16 protein-coding genes are annotated in these 18,203 nt (G+C 67.1%); 10 read left to right on the forward strand and 6 right to left on the reverse strand.

Annotated features, from left to right (window positions below):
* Positions 1–7: 7 nt before the first annotated feature.
* The gene (locus QPC17_RS03885) at positions 8–2,398 is read right to left on the reverse strand and encodes a DNA gyrase/topoisomerase IV subunit A (protein ID WP_276786091.1); all 2,391 of its coding nucleotides are present in this window, start codon (positions 2,396–2,398) and stop codon (positions 8–10) included.
* A gap of 112 nt (positions 2,399–2,510) precedes the next feature.
* Here QPC17_RS03885 and QPC17_RS03890 point away from each other — a divergent pair, with 112 nt between their 5' ends.
* Both QPC17_RS03890 and QPC17_RS03895 read left to right on the forward strand, forming a co-directional pair.
* Complete coding sequence (locus QPC17_RS03890) at positions 2,511–3,071, forward strand: DUF5998 family protein (RefSeq protein ID WP_062612335.1); 561 nt, start codon at positions 2,511–2,513, stop codon at positions 3,069–3,071.
* A complete protein-coding gene (locus QPC17_RS03895) occupies positions 3,068–4,147 on the forward strand; it encodes an alkaline phosphatase family protein (protein ID WP_285321677.1) in 1,080 nt (359 codons plus the stop codon). The genes QPC17_RS03890 and QPC17_RS03895 overlap by 4 nt, the downstream gene beginning before the upstream one ends.
* 15 nt (positions 4,148–4,162) lie before the next feature.
* On the opposite strand, the gene sepH is transcribed toward QPC17_RS03895, so the two are convergent.
* Positions 4,163–5,128 carry a septation protein SepH gene (sepH, locus tag QPC17_RS03900; RefSeq protein ID WP_276786096.1) on the reverse strand — a complete coding sequence of 322 codons (966 nt, stop codon included), beginning with the start codon at positions 5,126–5,128 and terminating at the stop codon, positions 4,163–4,165.
* A gap of 185 nt (positions 5,129–5,313) precedes the next feature.
* Here sepH and QPC17_RS03905 point away from each other — a divergent pair, with 185 nt between their 5' ends.
* From QPC17_RS03905 to QPC17_RS03920, 4 genes are read left to right on the forward strand one after another with little or no spacing between them, the layout of a single operon-like run.
* The gene (locus tag QPC17_RS03905) at positions 5,314–5,613 is read left to right on the forward strand and encodes a DUF4193 domain-containing protein (protein WP_062612340.1); all 300 of its coding nucleotides are present in this window, start codon (positions 5,314–5,316) and stop codon (positions 5,611–5,613) included.
* 8 nt (positions 5,614–5,621) lie between these two features.
* A complete protein-coding gene (locus tag QPC17_RS03910) occupies positions 5,622–6,242 on the forward strand; it encodes a DUF3710 domain-containing protein (RefSeq protein ID WP_285347491.1) in 621 nt (206 codons plus the stop codon).
* Entirely contained in the window at positions 6,239–6,487 is a 249-nt protein-coding gene (locus QPC17_RS03915) for a single stranded DNA-binding domain-containing protein (RefSeq protein WP_062612344.1), read from the forward strand. The genes QPC17_RS03910 and QPC17_RS03915 overlap by 4 nt, the downstream gene beginning before the upstream one ends.
* Positions 6,480–7,172: a DUF3159 domain-containing protein gene (locus tag QPC17_RS03920; protein ID WP_285347492.1), complete on the forward strand. Its 693-nt coding sequence runs from the start codon at positions 6,480–6,482 to the stop codon at positions 7,170–7,172. The genes QPC17_RS03915 and QPC17_RS03920 overlap by 8 nt, the downstream gene beginning before the upstream one ends.
* Here the strand turns inward: QPC17_RS03920 and QPC17_RS03925 are convergent.
* Both QPC17_RS03925 and QPC17_RS03930 read right to left on the reverse strand, forming a co-directional pair.
* On the reverse strand, positions 7,169–7,825 hold the full coding sequence (locus QPC17_RS03925; RefSeq protein WP_062612348.1) for a potassium channel family protein: 657 nt from the start codon (positions 7,823–7,825) through the stop codon (positions 7,169–7,171). The genes QPC17_RS03920 and QPC17_RS03925 overlap by 4 nt on opposite strands.
* A gap of 1 nt (position 7,826) precedes the next feature.
* Complete coding sequence (locus QPC17_RS03930; RefSeq protein WP_236698629.1) at positions 7,827–8,489, reverse strand: potassium channel family protein; 663 nt, start codon at positions 8,487–8,489, stop codon at positions 7,827–7,829.
* A 45-nt stretch (positions 8,490–8,534) separates the two neighbouring features.
* On the opposite strand from QPC17_RS03930, the gene QPC17_RS03935 reads away from it, so the two are divergent.
* The 4 genes from QPC17_RS03935 to dxs all read left to right on the forward strand — a co-directional run bounded on the left by QPC17_RS03935 (position 8,535) and on the right by dxs (position 16,419).
* Positions 8,535–10,346 (forward strand): APC family permease, encoded by a 1,812-nt coding sequence (locus QPC17_RS03935; RefSeq protein WP_285347493.1) that lies wholly within the window; start codon positions 8,535–8,537, stop codon positions 10,344–10,346.
* Positions 10,346–11,536, forward strand: a complete 1,191-nt coding sequence (locus QPC17_RS03940; RefSeq protein ID WP_285347494.1) for a class I SAM-dependent RNA methyltransferase — start codon at positions 10,346–10,348, stop codon at positions 11,534–11,536. Before QPC17_RS03935 ends, QPC17_RS03940 begins: the two co-directional genes overlap by 1 nt.
* 82 nt (positions 11,537–11,618) lie before the next feature.
* On the forward strand, positions 11,619–14,405 hold the full coding sequence (gene acnA, locus QPC17_RS03945; protein ID WP_070445091.1) for an aconitate hydratase AcnA: 2,787 nt from the start codon (positions 11,619–11,621) through the stop codon (positions 14,403–14,405).
* A gap of 148 nt (positions 14,406–14,553) precedes the next feature.
* Positions 14,554–16,419: a 1-deoxy-D-xylulose-5-phosphate synthase gene (dxs, locus tag QPC17_RS03950; protein ID WP_285347495.1), complete on the forward strand. Its 1,866-nt coding sequence runs from the start codon at positions 14,554–14,556 to the stop codon at positions 16,417–16,419.
* On the opposite strand, the gene QPC17_RS03955 is transcribed toward dxs, so the two are convergent.
* Positions 16,416–17,615, reverse strand: a complete 1,200-nt coding sequence (locus QPC17_RS03955) for an HRDC domain-containing protein (RefSeq protein WP_070447508.1) — start codon at positions 17,613–17,615, stop codon at positions 16,416–16,418. The genes dxs and QPC17_RS03955 overlap by 4 nt on opposite strands.
* Positions 17,612–18,190 (reverse strand): DUF3000 domain-containing protein, encoded by a 579-nt coding sequence (locus tag QPC17_RS03960; RefSeq protein ID WP_062612357.1) that lies wholly within the window; start codon positions 18,188–18,190, stop codon positions 17,612–17,614. The genes QPC17_RS03955 and QPC17_RS03960 overlap by 4 nt, the downstream gene beginning before the upstream one ends.
* Between the last annotated feature and the right edge of the window lie 13 nt (positions 18,191–18,203).

The following is an 18,203-nucleotide window of genomic DNA, read 5'->3' on the forward strand; positions in this document are numbered from 1 at the left end:
CCCGGCCTTAGCCGATCGCCATGACCACCGAGCTGAGCTGAGTTCCGGAACCGTCGCGCCGCTCGTCAACGTCGGGGAGCGCCACCGGCTTGCCATGGGCGTCGCTCGCGCGCGGGGGCAGCTCACCCACCCACGCCATCTGCAGCTGGTCCTCGCCGCGCAGGAAGCGCTGTGTGCGCACGCCGCCGGTGCCGCGGCCCTTGGCGGGGTAGCGGTCGAGCGGGGTGACCTTGGCTGAGCCGGGCACGGTGCCGGGAAGCGATCCGGATGAGCCGGCGATGGTGACCACACAGTGGGCCGCGAGGTCGCCCGCGGGCACTACTCCGAGCGCGATCACCCGCGCCTCGCCGAGGCGGATGCCGGCAATGCCCTGGCCTGCCCGGCCTTGCGGGCGCACGCCGGCCGCTGGGAAGCGCAGGAGCTGGGCGCCGGAGGTGACGAGGACAATCTCGTCGTTATCGGAGGCGGGGGCCGCGCCGATCACCTCGTCCCCGTCGGCGAGCTTGATGAGGTCGATCGCGCCGCGGTCGGGGTAGTCAGGGTTGACGCGTTTGATCTTGCCTTGGGCGGTGGCGAGCGCGAGGACGGGCGGCTCGTCGAGGTTGACCAGGCCGACCACGTGCGAATCCTTGCCCGCCAGCAGGAGCTCGCGCACGGGCGCGCCGCCGGACAGGCCCGGGGCCTGCTCGGTTTCGGGGATCGCGGGGATGTCGACCACGTTCAGGCGCGTGACCGAGCCGTCGGAGGTGATGACCCCGATCGCGGACAGGTTGGTGGTTGCGACCTTGGTAACCACGGCGTCGTGGCGCTGGCGCGGACCGGAGCGCGAGGGCTCGGTGGGGGTGACGACGCGGGCGATGAGGCCGTCGCCGGACAGGAGCACCCAGCACGGATCGTCCTCGACCTTGAGCGTGGAGGTGGCCGTGGCGGCCTCGGATTCGAGTAGAACCGTGCGGCGCGCAGTGGCGAACTCGCGGGCGGTCTGGGCCAGCTCAGCAGAGACGAGTGAGCGCAGCTTGGCCTCGGAGGCGAGGATCTCGCTCAGCTGTTCGATCTGGCTTTCCAGCTCGCTCTTTTCCTGCTCCAGCTCGATCTGGGAGAACTTGGTCAGCCGGCGCAGGCGTAGCTCGAGGATGTAGTCGGCCTGGACCTCGGTGAGGTCGAAGACCTTCATCAGGCGGTCCCTGGCGATCGCCGCGTCGTCGGAGGAGCGGATGACGGCGATGACCTCGTCGATGTCGAGGATCGCGATGAGCAGGCCCTCCACCAGGTGCAGGCGGTCCTTGGCCTTCTGGAGTCGGAAAGCGGTGCGGCGCCGGGTGACGGTGAGGCGGTGGTCGAGGAAGACCTCGAGCAGGGCCTTGAGGCCGAGCGTGCGCGGCTGGCCGTCCACGAGCGCCACATTGTTGATGCCGAAGGAATCTTCGAGCGGGGTGTGCTTGTACAGGTCGGCCAGCACGGCCTCGGGGTTGAAGGAGTTCTTCACTTCGATGACGAGGCGCGTGCCGTGCTTACGGTCGGTGAGGTTCTGCACCCCCGTGATGCCCTGCAGTTTCTTGGACTGCACCCCGTCCTTGATCTTGTCGATCACCTTTTCCGGGCCCACCAGGTAGGGCAGCTCGGTGAAAATGATGCCCTTCTTGCGGGCGGTGATGTTTTCGATGTGGGCGGTGGCGCGGGTGCGGAAGACGCCGCGGCCTGTCTCGTATGCCTGGCGGATCCCGTTCAGCCCCACGATCTTGCCGCCCTCCGGCAGGTCGGGGCCGGGAATGTAGCGCATGAGCTCGTCGAGCGTCGCCTCGGGGTGATCCAGCAGGAAGCGCGCGCCGGCGATCACCTCGCCGAGGTTGTGGGGGGCCATGTTCGTGGCCATGCCCACCGCGATGCCCGACGAGCCGTTGACCAGCAGGTTCGGGATTGCGGCCGGCAGCACCTCGGGCTGCATGTAGGTGTTGTCGTAGTTGGGCACCATGTCCACGACGTCCTCATCCAGGTCCGCCGTCATCGCCAGGGCGGCGGGCGCCATGCGCACCTCGGTGTAGCGGGCGGCCGCGGGCCCGTCGTCGAGCGAGCCGAAGTTGCCGTGCCCGTCCACCATGGGCAGTCGCATGGTGAAGGGCTGGGAGAGGCGGACCATGGCGTCGTAGATGGCCGAGTCGCCGTGCGGGTGGAGGCGGCCCATGACCTCTCCGATCACGCGCGAGGACTTGACGTGCCCCCGGTCGGGGCGCAGGCCCATGCGGTCCATCTGGAACAGGATGCGGCGCTGGACGGGTTTGAGGCCGTCGCGGGCGTCGGGCAGGGCGCGCGCGTAGATGACGGAATAGGAGTACTCGAGGAAGGACGTGCGCATCTCCTGTGACACGTCGATGTCAACGATTTGCTCAGTGGTGGCCATTGTTCCATTATCTGGCCCACGCGAGCTGCTACCGGCGAGCCGGCACCCCGTGTTGCCGTGATGTTCGTGACCCGACGTCGCTTGCCGGGCGTGGTTTTGGGACAATGGGGCAATGATTGATATGCGATCCGACCTCGACGATGCGCTGTTGACCCTGGTGGCGCAGGAGTCGCCCGTTCTTGCTGACATCCGCCAGGCCCTTGGCGACGACGTCGTGCGCGCCTTCTACGTCCGGCCCGAGACGGTCTTCGACGCGGACTCGGTCTATGACAGGATCGTCGCCTTCATCGTTACCGTCACACGGCTCGTACTCGTCTATTCGGACACGAACTACGAGATGGACACTCGCGGCGAGTACGTCACCACGGCGCAGTCGGTGTGCCTGTCGGAGATCAAGGAGCATCACGTGGTGCGCCGGCGTGAGTTTCGCGGGGAGCGCGTGGGCGAGCTCAACTCCATCCTACTGCGCCTGCGCTGGGGTGCCGCCTACAGTCAGGACCTCCAGCCTGGCGCATGCGACGACCCGAACTGCACGAACGACCACGGATACGTGGGTGTGGCGACGAACGAGGACCTCCAGCTCTTCCTCGACCGCCACGTCGATTCCACCCATTTCGCCCAGGGGGTGGCCTTCATCGACGACGTGGAGCGGATCCTCGGGCGGCTTTCATGATCCGGCCGGGCCAGGAGAACATTGCCGGCGTCCTGCCGGGCGTGCTGCGCGCCCTCGGGGCGGGCGGCGAGTCCGCGCTCGAGTTCCCCTCCGCTCGCCGCGCGTGCGTGGTTATGGTGGACGGCCTGGGCTACCGCAACCTCGACCAGCGCCGCGGGCACACGCCGACCCTGCGCTCTCTTGACATGCGCGCCATCACCACGGTGGTGCCGTCGACGACGGCGGCCGGCATCTGCGCGCTCGGCACCGGCGCTCTGCCGGGCAGGACGGCCATGGGCGGATATGCCCTGCGCGTGCCGGGCAGCACGGACGTCTTCAACCTCATCGCGTGGAACTCCCCGCACGTGGATCCGGTGGAGTGGCAGACCGTGCCCACCGTCTTCGAAAGCACGGACCTCGACACAGTGAAGATCCACCCACGCCGCTTCGTCGACTCCGGGCTCACGCTTGCCGCGCTCCGCGGCGGCCGCACCGCCGTCGCCGAAAAGCTCGAAGCGCGCGTTGACGCCGCGATCGCCGAACTCAAGGCTGGTGCCGACCTCGTCTACCTGTACTGGGGCGACCTCGACTCCACCGGCCACCACAACGGCTGGGAATCGGAGGCCTGGATCTACGAACTCGAGCACTTGGATGCCGAGCTCGGCCGGCTACGACGCCTCCTGCCGCGCGACACGCTGCTCGTGCTCACAGCCGACCACGGCATGATCGACGTCAACGAGCGCTATGACATCGCGGACGTGGAGGAGCTCACCCGCGGGGTGGAGGTCGTGGCCGGAGAATCGCGCGCGCTACACCTGTACACGGCTAAACCGCAGGCAGTGGCTGCGCGCTGGCGGGACGTGCTGGGGGAGCGGGCCTGGATCTTCACTCAGGGCGAGGCCGAAAAGGCCGGGTTGTTTGGGCCGATGGAGAGCTTCGCGCGCGAGGTCTTGGGAAATGTCCTCGTCTTCGCGAAGGGCAACCTGGCGATCGTCGACTCGCGCTACCAGAGCGAAGGCGCAATTGGGCTCGTCGGCGTGCACGGCTCGCTCACCGAGCAGGAGATGATGGTTCCGCTCGTCATCGACCACGCCTAGAACTATGGTGTGGTCCTAGTCGTCCTTCGAGTATCCGAAGACAATCTCGTCCCACGTGGGCATCGCCGGGCGGTTGCGCCGTTTCTTCGGCTTGTCCACCTTTTCAACCTTGGGGGCCTCCGGTGCGACGCCGGGCAGGGCCTGCTGGGCCTCATCCTTCGAGGCGTCCCCATCTTCCTTTGCCGCGGGCGTGGGCAGGGAAAGAACCGTGGCGTCCTGGGCCGCCTCCGGCTCGGAGTCAGCCGGGTGGGCGCCGTCGAACTCGGGCATCGGCTGGACCTGGCCGCGCTTGGAGTTGAGGGAGGCGAGCATCGAATCGATGTCCACGGGGCTGCCCGCGGAGGCCGGCTGGGCGTCGATCACCGAGGCCTTCTGCTCCGGCTCGGCCGCCGGCGTGTTTGGCTTACGCCAGGGGCTCGCGGGGGCCGGGATCTGGTTTTCGGTGAGCCAGGTCGCCTCGTCGTTGCGCGCCTGGAGAGTCTGGGCCTTCGTGTTAACCGACCAGCGGGCGACGTTGACCACCCCGCCGCTGGTGTACGTGGCGGAGAGAATCCACGGTTCGCCTTGCTCGCGGCGGGCGTCCCACGTGACCTCCCCGGCCTCCACCCCGCGGGTCAGCAGGCGTGAGGCCACCAGCTCCTCCAGGCTCATGCCGCCGTCCTCGTGGCCCTGGCGGTACAAGCGGGCGTTCTGGGCCACGTACTCGCGCTCGGCAAAAATTGGGTAGGCCAAGTTGGTCAGCTGCGAGGGCGGGAGCGCGGAGATCTCGGAGACTTCGGCCACCGTGCGCCCGGCGCGGAAGTACGCCTGGATCTCGCGCGGCGTGATCGGCTTGGGTGCGTCCTCGCCCACGGCGCTCACGTCTGTGCGCAGAGCCGCCCGCAGTTCGTCGGTGATTGGAAGTACGTATCGATTGCCATCTGAATCATTCAGGCTCAGCTTTTGCCCATCCTGAAGCCCCAACAATTCGAGCTCGATCATGTTTGCCTCCTACATTCCTGCAACAAGCGTGCCACCTGGCGGCGTTCAATGGGGCCACGGGCGGCGGTGTGTTGGCCAATGTGAGCCAAATTGTCTCACGTATTCACTAATTCAGAACCGATGTTGTCAAACGCGGCAAGCTTTGGTAGAAAGTGCGTGAACATCGAGCTATTCAAGGGGAGATCATGGCCACAGATTACGATGCGCCGCGAAAGCAGGATGAGGAACTAAAGGAGGATTCCCTCACCCAGCTCAACGCGCGAAACAACAATCACCAGTCCAACTCTGTTGATGAAGACGAGGTGGAGGCCGCCGAGGGCTTCGAGCTTCCGGGTGCGGACCTGTCGAACGTTGAGCTCTCCGTTGCAGTTGTTCCCGCCCAGGATGATGAGTTCACCTGCTCCCACTGTTTCCTCGTCCATCACCGCTCCCAGCTGGCATACGAGGAGGACGGCCTGCCCGTCTGCGCCGAGTGCGCTTCCTAGGAGGACCGATGGTGTGGCCCTTCGGGAAGAAGAAGCAGGTAGTAGGCGCGGACGCCGTCGTTGATGAGGCGGAGGTCGAGGCAGCGGTAGAGGCGCCCACGGTCGGTCCGTTCGACGCCGGCGATGTGACGATCGACAAGCGCCTGGACGCCGGCTCGCTGTGGATCCCCGTCATCCCCGACACGACTCTCCAGTTCACCCTTGACCGCCGGCGCGAGCAGGTACTCGGCATCGTGTACTCGAAGAACTCTTCGGCCCTGCAGCTACAGGTGTTTGCCGCTCCACGCTCGGCGAAGCTGTGGGACGACGTGCGGCGCGACATGCGCACCTCGATCGCCAACCAGGGCGGTTTCTCGCAGGAGGTGGAGGGCCCGCTCGGCCCCGAGCTGCACGCGCAGATGCCCGTTCCCAATTCCAAGGCGATGGCCCCGCACCGCTTCCTCGGCGTGGATGGGCCGCGCTGGCTGTTGCGCGCCACGCTGTATGGCAAGGCCGGTTCGGATGAGGCGGCGGCGAACGAGATGATCGAGATCGTCCGCGACGTGGTGGTCAACCGCGGTCAGGCCCCGCACCCGCCGCGCGAGCTGCTCCCGCTCGAGATCCCGGAGCAGGTGACGGCGCAAGAATGACGCGGCGGCGCGAGCTGGTTGGCACGGTCCGCTCCATCACCTACCCCGGTGCGGGGTTGGTGCACCGGGTACTGGTCCGGCTCGACACCGACGACGGCCCGCTCACCTTGCATTTCATGTCGAGGACCACCCTCGAATGCGTAGATATCGGCACGAAGATCCGCGTAGCGGGCGCCCTCACGCGCCACCGCGGCGTGCCCACCATGTTCAACCCCAGCTTGGAAGTGACGAACGACGATGACTGAGTCCACGAACACCACCGGAATGCGCGCCCTGGTTGAGGACGACTTCGACGTCATGGCGGCCGTGGGCGGCGTGCGCGGGGTGGTGGAGGCCACGATCCCCACCGTCCTTTTCCTCGTTCTCTACACCGTGATGCACAACCTCAACCTGGCTGTCGGCATCTCGCTGGCCTCCTCCCTGGCCTTTATCCTGATCCGGGCGATCCAGCGTATCCCCGTCACCCCCGCGCTCGGCGGCCTGTTCGCCATCGCCCTGTCCGCCTTCGTCACGTGGCGCAGTGGGGAGGCGTCGAACTTCTTCGTGTGGGGGCTCCTGACGAACGCGGGCTACGCCGCGGCCCTACTCATCTCAATCCTCGTGCGTTGGCCGGCGCTCGGGTTGCTCATCGGGTTCTTCCGTGGGGACGCCACAGGCTGGCGCACCGACCCCACCCAGCGGGTCACCCGCCGCCGCTACGTGCTCATCACGTGGATGTGGCTGGGCTTATTCCTCGTCCGGCTTGCCGTCCAGGGCCCGCTCTACCTCGCCCACGCCACCGAGGCGCTCGGGATCGCCCGTCTCTTTATGGGCGTGCCGTTCTTCGCGTTGGTCGGCTGGTTCACGTGGTTGCTGGTCAAGGACTTGCCCGACGTGCCCGCGGTTATGGACGAGACCGACGCGACCGGCGTCGTGACCGAGGAGCACTAGAGGATCTCCTCGATGTCGGCCAAACCCTCGGAGGCATTGGCGCCCACGAGGACGAGGAGCTGATCGCCGGCGTCGATCGACATGTCGGTGCTGGGGAAAAGTGGAACGCCGTCGCGCACCACGCCCGTGACCAGAATGTCGGGCGGGAGGGCGATCTGACCGAGCGCGTGGGCGGTGAAGAGCGAGCCCTCGGAGACGGTGGCCAGATACATCGTGGCGCCGGACTGGAACTCCATGCGGCGCACGAGCTTGCCGGTGGAGACGGCCTCGGAGATGATCCCGGCCATGATCTGCGGGGTGGAGACTGCGACGTCGACGCCCCAGGATTCGTCGAAAAGCCAGGCGTTGGACGGGTTAGAGACGCGGGCGATGACGCGCGGCACGCCGAACTCGGTCTTTGCCAGGAGGGAGAGGACGAGGTTTGCCTTGTCATCTCCGGTGGCGGCGACAACGGCGTCGGTGTCGTTCAACCCGGCGGCCTCGAGGACGGACAGTTCGCACGCGTCGCCGAGGACCCAGTCCGCCTCTGGCACGGAGGCCACGCGCATCGCCTCGGGCTTGATGTCGATGAGGGTCAGTTCGTGCCCAGCTTCGCTCATTTCGCGGGCGAGCGAGCGGCCAACTGAACCGGCTCCGGCTACCAGAATCTTCATGTCACCGTACCTTCGCGGGGTGGTTGGTCACGCGCTGGATCGCCTGGGCGTCGGCGAGCGCCGCGACGAAGCGCAACTCATCCCCGTCCTGGATCACGGTGGAGGCCGTGGGCATGACGAGTTGGAGGTTGCGGGTGATATAGGCCAGGCGCGCCCCAGTTTCGGCCTCAATGTCGGCTACCGTGCGCCCATACCAGGAGGGATCGAGGTCAACGAAGAAGAGCGCGGTGCCGGTGGCTGAGTCGATGTGCTCCACGTATGGCCCGAGCGGGATGAGGTTGCGCATCACCTGGTCCGCCGTCCAGGAAACGGGGGCCACCACGTCGATACCGAGCTTGTTGTAGACCCCGGCACGCGAGGAATCGTAGATGCGGGCCACCACGTTGTCCACGCCGAACGTTTCGCGCACCACGCGGGCGGCGATGATGTTCGAGTTGTCCCCGGAGGACACGGCGGCAAAGCCGGCCGCCTCTTCAATGCCGGCTTGGCGCAACGCGTCGCGGTCGAAGCCGACGCCGGTGACCTGCTGGCCCTGAAAGGAATCGGGAAGGCGCTGGAAGGCGTGCGAGTTTTGATCGATGATGGCCACCGAGTGCCCACGATCTGCGATGTTGACGGCGAGGCTGGCGCCAACCCGGCCGCAGCCCATAATGACGAAATGCACGACTTAGACGTTACCCCAAATGCGTTTACAGCGTAACCTAACCATGTGAACCTCGAAGTCTCCCAGCACGGTAAGGACATCGTCCGCTCGATCACCAGGTCGACGTCGGTGTCCATCATCGCGCTGGGCATGGTCCTCGTGCCGCAGGTGGTGCTGCGGTCGGCGTCGTACTCGGAGAAGGTCACGGCGATTTTCATCGCTCTGGTCAGCGCGTTTCTCACGCTGGTGGGCTCCCTGTTTATCGCGGGCCTGTTGCACCGCCACGTTCCGCAGAAGGCCTCCCACCAGCTGGCCGAATGGTACGTGGGGCACTGGGCGGGCCTACTCCTTTCCGCCGCCCGGATATTGGCCTACGCGCTGATTCTGATCCTTGGCGTGGGTCTCGCGGTTAATTCTGCTGAGGCACTGCTCGATATCTCGTGGGACTGGGCGCTCGAATCGGTGCTCATCTTGCTTGTCGCCGTCCCGGCGCTGGCGGGGCGGATGCGCCGCATCGAGCGCTGGGGCGTATTCTTCGCCGCGGGCGCGGTGCTGGGCATGGTGGTCCTGCTCGGATACGGCCTAATCCTCGAGGCCACCGGCTCGATCGACTTCGATAACATCCGCCTCGCCCAGGAAAACTCCTTCACCTCCGACCGGGTGGTCGGCCAACTGAATTACTACGTGGAGTCGGTCCTGGCAGGCGCGATGGTGGGCGCGATCTCCTCGCTCATTTCCGAGCGGATCCTCAAAGATTCCGCCGAGCGCCGGGTGAGCAGGCGCAGGCTTGGCGCCTTCATGCTGGCCGCCTTCCTCATCATCGCGATCGTGTTCTACTTCATCGTGGCGCTGCATATGCCCGGCCACCGCGAGGCCCTGCCCACGCTCACGATGTCCTATTCCTTCTTCGGGCCCGTCGGCCAGGTCGTCTACGTGGTGCTGTTCGCGCTGCTTGGCCTGGCGGTGGCGATCACGGCCTACGCCCAGCTGCCGCGCCTCCTGCGTGAACTCGCGCTCGACGGTCTCCTGCCGCGCAAGCTCGCCGCCGCCGACGCCGTCGCCCCGCGGCGCGCCATCGTGGCACTGATCGCCGCGCTCGCCGCCACCGTGACGCTCGCGCTCGATTCGGCGCGTTCGATCGCAGCCGTCTTCGTCTTCATCGTCTACATCATCATTGCTTTCGTTAGCGCCGCGATGGTCTCGCGCTCGCGCACGATCCTCACCGACTCCACAGTAGGCGAGGAACGCCGGGTGGCCCGCGGCCTAGCGTGGGTGTTTGCGTTCTACGGGCTGGCGGCTCTCGGGGTTGCGGGCCTGGTGGTCTACGCCCAGCCGATGTGGGCGCTGGCCGGCGTCGTCGCCCTGTCGGTGCCAGTCCTCTTCCTCGTGGCCTATTCGCGCGGGCAGTCGAAGGTGCGCGAGCAGCTGAAGCTGGGGGACGTGAGCGAGGGGCGCCACCTGCCCACGCGCGTGCACGGTGTGGTCATCATTGACCGGGTCGACGCCGCCACGATCTCGGCCGTCACCTGGGCGCGCGCCATGCGCTTGTCCTCCCTCACCGCGGTCTGCGTGGACATCGATCCGCGTCAGACTCGCCGGATCCGGGAGGCATGGGAGGCCTCACTTGTGCCGGTGGACCTCACGATCCTCGGAGAACCGAAGGGCGCGTGGCGCGGCCCGGTGGTCGACTACATCCGCTCCCAATTGGCCCAAAGCCCGCACGATATCGTCAACGTCATCATCCCGCGCGTGATCTACTCGAGCGCCTGGGAGCGCTTTTTCCTGCGCCACTCCACCCCGCGCGTAATCTCGGACCTACGCTTCGAGCCGCGGGTGATGATCACTGAGGCACCCTACCGCCTGGGCGAGGGGGACTAGTGCTGCTCGAAATCACGGACATCGGCCACGGCGGCGTGGGGATCGCCCGGCAGGAGGGCCAGGTGGTCTTCGTGCGCGGGGCGATCCCGGGCGAGCGCGTGGAGGCCGAGCTCACCGCCAGCCGCTCGCGTTACCTCACGGCCGTGGTGTGCGAGGTCATCGAGGCCAGCCCCGAGCGGGTGGCCCACCCCTGGCCCGACGGCGCGGCCGGAGTTACCGGCGCTGCCGACTTCGGCCACATCACCCTGGAAGGCCAGCGCGCCCTCAAGGAGCGCGTCGTCCTTGGCAATCTGCGTCGGATCGGCGGGCAGGAGCTGTACGAAACGGCGCTCGGGCTCGGCTTTTCTGTGGCCGCGGTGGACGACACGGACGGCTGGGGGAGTCGCACGCGCTTCGACGTCGTGAAGCTGAAGCGCGGGGTGGGAATGTACCGCGAGGGCACGAACGAGCTCGCGGCCATCACCTCCATGCCACTGGCGCTACCGGAGCTGGAGCGCCTCATCTTCGACCCGGCGTGGGACCGAGTGATCGCGCCGGGCACGCGCCTGCACGTGGTGGGCCCGGCGTCGGGGGAGGACGTGGTGGTGGCAGACCGCGTCTATGCCGCCCCAGGCCGCGAGGCTGCTGGCCACATCTGGGAGCGCGCCGCCACGGAGGCCGACGTGTACGACTACCGCGTGTCGGCCGCCGGCTTTTGGCAGGTTCACACCCGCGCGCCCAGCACGTTACTACGCGCCGTCATGGGGGCGGCCGCCGTGAGCCCGGGCGAGTCGGTGCTCGAGCTGTTCTCCGGCGCGGGACTCTTCACCGTGCCGCTTGCCAAGGCCGTGGGCGATGCTGGCCGGGTGCGGGCGATCGAGGGTTCGCAGCGCGCCGTGGCGGATGCGACCGCAAACCTCGCGGGCATGCCATGGGCGAGCGCGAGCGCGGCCAGGATCGACGAGCGGACCGCAGCCAAGGTGAGCGCGGACGCCGTCGTGGCAGACCCGCCGCGCGCGGGCCTGGGCAAGAAGACCGCGTCGGCGCTGGCGAAGGCCGAGGCGCGAATCGTGCTCGTCTCCTGTGACCCGGCCGCGATGGCCCGGGACGTGGCAGAATTGGTGGCAGGCGGAAAGACGGTGGAGTCCATGGCGGCCTTCGACATCTTCCCGCACACGCATCACGTCGAGGTGGTCACCGCGCTGCGATAGAGCGAAATCGATAGACAGGCTCCCCGGAGGCTGATAGTTTGATATCGAGATAATGTGATCCGGGACGTTCATAAGGAGAGCTATGAGCATTGATACCTTTAAGGCCAAGTCCACGCTGCTCGTGGGGGAGAAGGAATACGAAATCTACCGGCTCGACGCCGTGCCGGGCACCGAGAAGCTTCCCTACTCGCTTAAGGTCCTCGCCGAGAACCTCCTGCGCACCGAAGACGGCGCAAACGTGACCGCCGATCAGATCAGGTCGCTGGCTAACTGGGACGCCTCGGCCGAACCCAGCCACGAAATCCAGTTCACCCCCGCGCGCGTGGTCATGCAGGACTTCACCGGCGTGCCCTGCGTGGTTGACCTTGCCACGATGCGCGAGGCCGTGACCGAGCTGGGCGGCAACCCCGATCAGATCAACCCGCTCAACCCGGCCGAAATGGTGATCGACCACTCGGTGCAGATCGACGTCTTCGGCACCGCCAACGCCCTCCAGCGCAACATGGAGATCGAATACGAGCGCAACCAGGAGCGCTACCAGTTCCTGCGCTGGGGCCAGAGCGCCTTCCAGAACTTCAAGGTGGTCCCGCCGGGCACCGGCATCGTCCACCAGGTCAACATTGAATACCTCGCGCGCGTCACCATGGCCCAGGTCAACGACGGCGTGCTGCAGGCCTACCCCGACACGTGCGTGGGTACCGATTCGCACACCACGATGGTCAACGGCCTGGGCGTGCTCGGCTGGGGCGTGGGCGGCATCGAGGCCGAGGCGGCCATGCTCGGCCAGCCCGTGTCCATGCTCATCCCGCGTGTGGTGGGTTTCAAGCTCTCGGGCCAGATCCCCGCGGGCGCCACCGCCACCGACGTCGTGCTCACCATCACCCAGATGTTGCGCGAGCATGGCGTGGTGGGCAAGTTCGTGGAGTTCTACGGCGAGGGCGTGGGCGCCGTGCCGCTGGCCAACCGCGCCACGATCGGCAACATGTCCCCGGAGTTCGGCTCGACCGCCGCGATCTTCCCCATCGACGACGTCACGCTCGACTACCTGCGCCTCACCGGCCGCGACGAGGAGCAGATCGCCCTCGTGGAGGCCTACGCCAAGGAGCAGGGTATGTGGCATGACCCGTCGGTGGAGGTGGAGTACTCCGAATACCTCGAGCTGGACCTGTCCACCGTGGTGCCCTCGATCGCCGGCCCGAAGCGCCCGCAGGACCGCATCGTGCTGTCGGAGGCCAAGTCCGCCTTCCGCGACGTGCTGCCCACGTACGTTAAGGAGGAGATCGAGATGGAGATCGACTCCGCGCTCGAGGCGACCTTCCCGGCTTCCGACCCGGTGGCGCCGGGTGCGGACGACGAGCACCCAGCCCCCGTCGAAGAGCCCGGCGCGGGCCGTCCTCACCGCGTCACCCCGGTGACGCTGGCCGACGGCACGCTAACCGAGTTAGACCACGGCGCGGTGGCGATCGCGTCGATCACGTCGTGCACCAACACTTCCAACCCGTCGGTCATGATGGCGGCCGCGATGCTCGCTCGCAACGCGAACCGCTTGGGGTTGCGTCCCAAGCCGTGGGTGAAGACCTCGATGGCGCCCGGCTCACAGGTGGTGACCGACTACTATGAGGCCGCCGGCCTGTGGGACGACCTCAACGCGCTCGGCTTCAACCTGGTCGGCTACGGCTGCGCCACCTGTATCGGCAACTCCGGCCCGCTGCCGGAGGAGGTCTCGAAGGCGGTCAATGACGCCGACCTTGCGGTGGTCTCCGTGCTCTCCGGCAACCGCAACTTCGAGGGCCGCATCAACCCGGACGTGAAGATGAACTACTTGGCCTCTCCGCCGCTGGTCATCGCCTACGCGCTGGCCGGCACGATGGACTTCGACTTCGGCACCGAGCCGCTCGGCCAGGATAGGGACGGCAACGACGTGTTCCTCGCCGACATCTGGCCCGACGCCGACGAGGTGCAGGCCACGATCGACGCCTCGGTCAACCGCGAGATGTTTACCTCCTCCTACTCCGACGTGTTCGCTGGAGACGAGCGCTGGCGCTCGCTCGACACCCCGGAGGGCTCCACGTTCGCGTGGGACGGGGAGTCGACTTACGTGCGCAAACCCCCGTACTTCGAGGGGATGACGATGGAGTTAACCCCGGTGGAGGGCATCGAGGGCGCCCGCGTGCTGGCCAAGCTGGGCGACTCGGTGACCACCGACCACATCTCGCCGGCAGGCGCGATCAAGTGGGATTCGCCGGCGGGCCTGTACCTGGCCGGGCGCGGCGTGGAGCGGCGTGACTTCAACTCCTACGGCTCGCGCCGCGGCAACCACGAGGTGATGATCCGCGGCACGTTTGCCAACATCCGCCTGCGCAACCAGCTACTCGACGGCGTGGAGGGCGGCTACACCCGCAACTTCCTTTCCGGCGAGCAGGAGGCGATCTTCGATGCCGCGCAGGCCTACCGCGAGGCGGGCGTGCCGCTCGTGGTGCTCGCGGGCAAGGAGTACGGTTCGGGCTCCTCGCGCGACTGGGCCGCGAAGGGCACCGCGCTCCTCGGCGTCAAGGCGGTCATCGCCGAGTCCTTCGAGCGCATCCACCGCTCGAACCTCATCGGCATGGGCGTGCTCCCGCTTCAGTTCCCGGCCGGTGAGAACGCCGATTCGTTGGGGCTTGCGGGCACCGAGGTCTTCACGATCGCGGGGATCGAGGAGCTCAACGAGGGTCGCACCCCGAAGACTGTGAAGGTCCGCGCCGAGAAGGACGGCTCGGTGACCGAGTTCGACGCCGTGGTGCGCATCGACACCCCCGGTGAGGCGGACTACTTCCGCAACGGCGGCATCCTGCAGTACGTGCTGCGCAACCTCGCGCGTTCGGCGTAAGGGCATGTGAGCGGGGCGGTGGCCGGGCCTGGCCACCGCCCCGCTCGCGTCCCCGGCGTACAGATTCGTAGAGGTGTGTGGCTCTTGCGCGAAGGAGACGATGGGCAGGTGCAGTGGTAATCTCTATGGGTAGTTCAAAGGAGACCCGGTGATTCTTGATTCGATTACATGCCCCGCGGACCTCGCCTCGCTGAAGAAGAAGGAGCTGGACAAGCTCGCGGCGGAGATCCGCCGCTTCCTCGTGGTCAACGTGGCGAAGACCGGCGGGCACCTCGGCCCCAACCTCGGGGTTGTTGAGCTCACGATCGCCCTCCACCGGGTCTTCGATTCCCCGCGCGACGTGCTCGTGTGGGATACCGGCCACCAGGCCTACGTGCACAAGATCTTAACCGGGCGCAAGGACTTCGATCGCCTGCGCCACGAGGGCGGGCTCTCGGGCTATCCGAGCAGAGCGGAGTCCGAGCACGACGTCGTCGAAAACTCCCACGCCTCCACCGCCCTGTCGTGGGCGGACGGGATCTCGCGCGGCATGCAGATGTCGGGCAAGGATCACCACGTGGTGGCGATCATCGGTGATGGCGCGATGACGGGCGGCATGGCCTGGGAGGCTCTCAATAATATCGCGGAGGACCCGGAGCGCCCCGTCGTTATCGTGCTCAACGACAACGGGCGTTCGTACGCGCCCACCGTGGGCGGGATCGTCCGCCGCTTTGACCCGGTGCGCAAGCTGGACGCCGTGCGAGTCAACCGCGATTATGAAAACTTCCTCGACTGGGGCAAGCGCACGCTCCAGGACGGCGGCCTGCCGGGCAAGCTCACGTATGACACGCTGCGCGGGATCAAGAAGGGCATGAAGGAGATCTTCTTCGACGCCGGCATTTTCGACTCCTTGGGGCTCAAGTACATCGGCCCTGTCGACGGCCACGACATCGTCAGCCTGGAAGAGGCGCTACGGATGGCGCGCGACTTCGGTGGGCCAGTGGTGGTCCACGCGATGACCGAGAAGGGCCGCGGTTACAAGCCTGCGGAGGAGAACAAGGCCGACCGCTTCCACGCCGTGGGCAAGATCCACCCCGAAACCGGCCTGCCGATGGAACCCTCCCGCTTCGGCTGGACCTCGATCTTCGCCGAGGAAATCCTTCAGATCGCGCGTAAGGACGCCGCGATCGTGGGCGTCACCGCCGCAATGCTCCAGCCCGTGGGCCTGTCGCTCATGAAGGAGGAGTTCCCGCGCCGCGTCATCGACGTCGGCATTGCCGAGCAGCACGCCGTGACCATGGCGGCGGGTCTGGCGAAGGCCGGCTTCCATCCCGTCGTGGCGCTCTACGCCACGTTCTTGAACCGCGGCTTCGACCAGCTGCTCATGGACGTTGCCCTCCATGGTGCGCCCGTCACCATCTGCCTCGACCGTGCGGGCGTGACTGGCGACGACGGCGCCTCCCACAACGGCATGTGGGATCTGTCGATGGCGGCGATGATCCCGAACCTGGCGGTGGCCACCCCACGCGACGAGCCGCGCATGCGCGAGCTCCTCCACGAGGCCACCGCCATCGAGGCGCCCACGATCGTGCGCTACCCGAAGGGGTCGGTGCCGCCCGAGCTGCCGATCACTCGCAAGCAGGGTAGCCTCGATGTGCTGTTCGAGCGCGAGGCCAATGGCAAACCGCTGGTCTTCGTAGGGATCGGCCCCCTGGCCCACACCATGGTCGAGGCCGCGGAGCAAATGGACGAGTCCGTCATCGTGGTCGACCCGCGCTGGGTGCTCCCCACGAACCCCGACCTCGTCGAACTCGTGGCAAGCTCGGCGGGAGCGGTGGTGCTCGAAGATGGGCTCATCGACGGGGGAGTGGGAGACGAGTTACGCTCCGCGCTGGCCCGCGCCGGATCGGACGTGCCCGTGCGCAACCTCGGCGTCCACAAGGCATTCCTCTCTCACGCCTCGCGCTCGACGATCCTTCACAGGGAGGGCATGGACGCAGCCGCTGTCATCGCGGCCGCCGCCAGCCTGCGCTAGCCTCGCACGGCGTCGTCGATGCGGCGCGCCGTGAGCTCGATCTGCCAGGGGCGCGCGCCGTCCTCGGCCAGGTGCGCTTCAAGTTCGGTGAGGGAGTCCCACCCGTTCCATGCCACGAGTTTCTGCGTGCGCGGCTTGAGCACCACTTCCTGGCGGATGCCCAGTTCTTCGGCGATCTCGAGGACCGTGGGGCGCAGGCGTGCCCACCTCTCCGCTGCCTCGGGGCGCTTGCGCCCCCACTCGTTCGTGGGCGGAAACGGGTCGCGCTGCTCGCTGAACCTGCGTTCGGGCAGCATGCGCTCGTCGAGGTGCCAGGCGATGTCGATGGCGTGCCACCACGTGTCAGCATCCTGCTTGCGGGCGCCCTTGCGAAGAAGGGAAGACGTGGCGACGTCGGCGCGCGAGCGCGGTTTGCGCTTGGCGAGCTCGGCCAGCACGGCATTGGGCAGCACCTTGTGGGGCGCGAGGTCGCGGCGCTTGGCCAGATCGTCGCGGGCGTTCCACAGCTCGCGCAACATGGCGAGGGCGCGCTGGTCGCGGATCCCGGCCTGGCGCGACGAGCGGCGCCACGGTTGCTGATGCGGCGGGGCGGGCTTGCGCAAGCGCACCTCTTCGCACTCCTGCGCAAACCACTCGAAGCGGCCCAGCTCCTTGAGCTCGGCTGTCATGACCTCCCGTAGCTCGCCCAGTAGCTCCACGTCGAGCGCGGCGTAGGTGAGCATCGGCAGGGGAAGGGGGCGCTGGGCCCAATCCGAGCGCGAATACTCCTTCGCCAGCGTCCAGCCGAGCGCCCGCTCACACACGGCCTGCAGGGAGATCTTCTCGTATCCGAGAAGGAGCGCCGCGACCTCCGTGTCGAACACTGACGTGGGGCGCAACCCGAGCTCGGCCATGCACACGAGGTCCTGGTGAGCGGCGTGGAGGATCCACGCCTCGTTCATGATCTTCTTCAGCCCGTCCAGGCGGTCCTCGATGCCCACCGGGTCGATGAGCACCGTGCCCGCACCTTCGCGGCGGATCTGGATGAGGTAGGCGCGCGAGGAATAGTGCATCTCGTTGGCGCGCTCTGTGTCCACGCCGAAAGGCCCAGTTCCGGCGGCAAGGCGGGCGACGGCGTCGTCGATGTCATCGTGCGTGACGGGCGGCAGACCCTCACGCGGCTTATCGAGCAGGCGGGCGGGTTCGGGCAGGGTCAAATCTTATCCACCTTACGGATGCTTCGCACTGCCTCACTCGGGCCGAGGCCCGCCATCGAGGCCGCGAAATCGGCCCACGCGTGCAGGTGCTCCGTGAGGTAGACGGTCTGCGGGGTCCACGAGGCGCGAAGCTCCAGTTCCACGCGCGAGGAATTGATGTAGAGCCCGCCAAACGTTTCGTTGAACACGCGGGTGACCGTGCCGTTGAGACTGTGGTAGGAGGCGCCGGCGCCATCGAGCGCGTCGACCAGCCACGACCACGCCACCTCGCCTAGCAGCGGATCGTCACCCATCGTGGCGTCCATCGGCGCCTGGGCGTGCATGACCACCCGGAACGTGCCGTTCCAAGCCGGCTGGCCCGCCGGGTCGTGCAACACCACGAACTTGGCCGAGCCGCGCAGGAAATCCGGATCGAGATTCGGCGAATCGTTCACCTCGGCCTGCAAGGCCACCGCCCACGGCGCGATCCGCGTGGGGCCCGGAATCTGGGCAACGTGGATCTCGGGACGAAACTGCTGGCCCTTAAGGGACTCGAGAGCAGTCACAAACTCCGAAGGCGGCTGTTGATTGGTCACATTAAGACTGTAG

The sequence above is a fragment of the Trueperella bernardiae genome, assembly GCF_030246965.1.
Classification (GTDB): domain Bacteria; phylum Actinomycetota; class Actinomycetes; order Actinomycetales; family Actinomycetaceae; genus Trueperella; species Trueperella bernardiae.

Coding starts and splice junctions, on each gene's coding strand:
- QPC17_RS03885 (WP_276786091.1), bottom strand. CDS start 2,398: ATGGCCACCACTGAGCAAATCGTTGACATCGACGTGTCACAGGAGATG.
- QPC17_RS03890 (WP_062612335.1), top strand. CDS start 2,511: ATGATTGATATGCGATCCGACCTCGACGATGCGCTGTTGACCCTGGTG.
- QPC17_RS03895 (WP_285321677.1), top strand. CDS start 3,068: ATGATCCGGCCGGGCCAGGAGAACATTGCCGGCGTCCTGCCGGGCGTG.
- sepH (WP_276786096.1), bottom strand. CDS start 5,128: ATGATCGAGCTCGAATTGTTGGGGCTTCAGGATGGGCAAAAGCTGAGC.
- QPC17_RS03905 (WP_062612340.1), top strand. CDS start 5,314: ATGGCCACAGATTACGATGCGCCGCGAAAGCAGGATGAGGAACTAAAG.
- QPC17_RS03910 (WP_285347491.1), top strand. CDS start 5,622: ATGGTGTGGCCCTTCGGGAAGAAGAAGCAGGTAGTAGGCGCGGACGCC.
- QPC17_RS03915 (WP_062612344.1), top strand. CDS start 6,239: ATGACGCGGCGGCGCGAGCTGGTTGGCACGGTCCGCTCCATCACCTAC.
- QPC17_RS03920 (WP_285347492.1), top strand. CDS start 6,480: ATGACTGAGTCCACGAACACCACCGGAATGCGCGCCCTGGTTGAGGAC.
- QPC17_RS03925 (WP_062612348.1), bottom strand. CDS start 7,825: ATGAAGATTCTGGTAGCCGGAGCCGGTTCAGTTGGCCGCTCGCTCGCC.
- acnA (WP_070445091.1), top strand. CDS start 11,619: ATGAGCATTGATACCTTTAAGGCCAAGTCCACGCTGCTCGTGGGGGAG.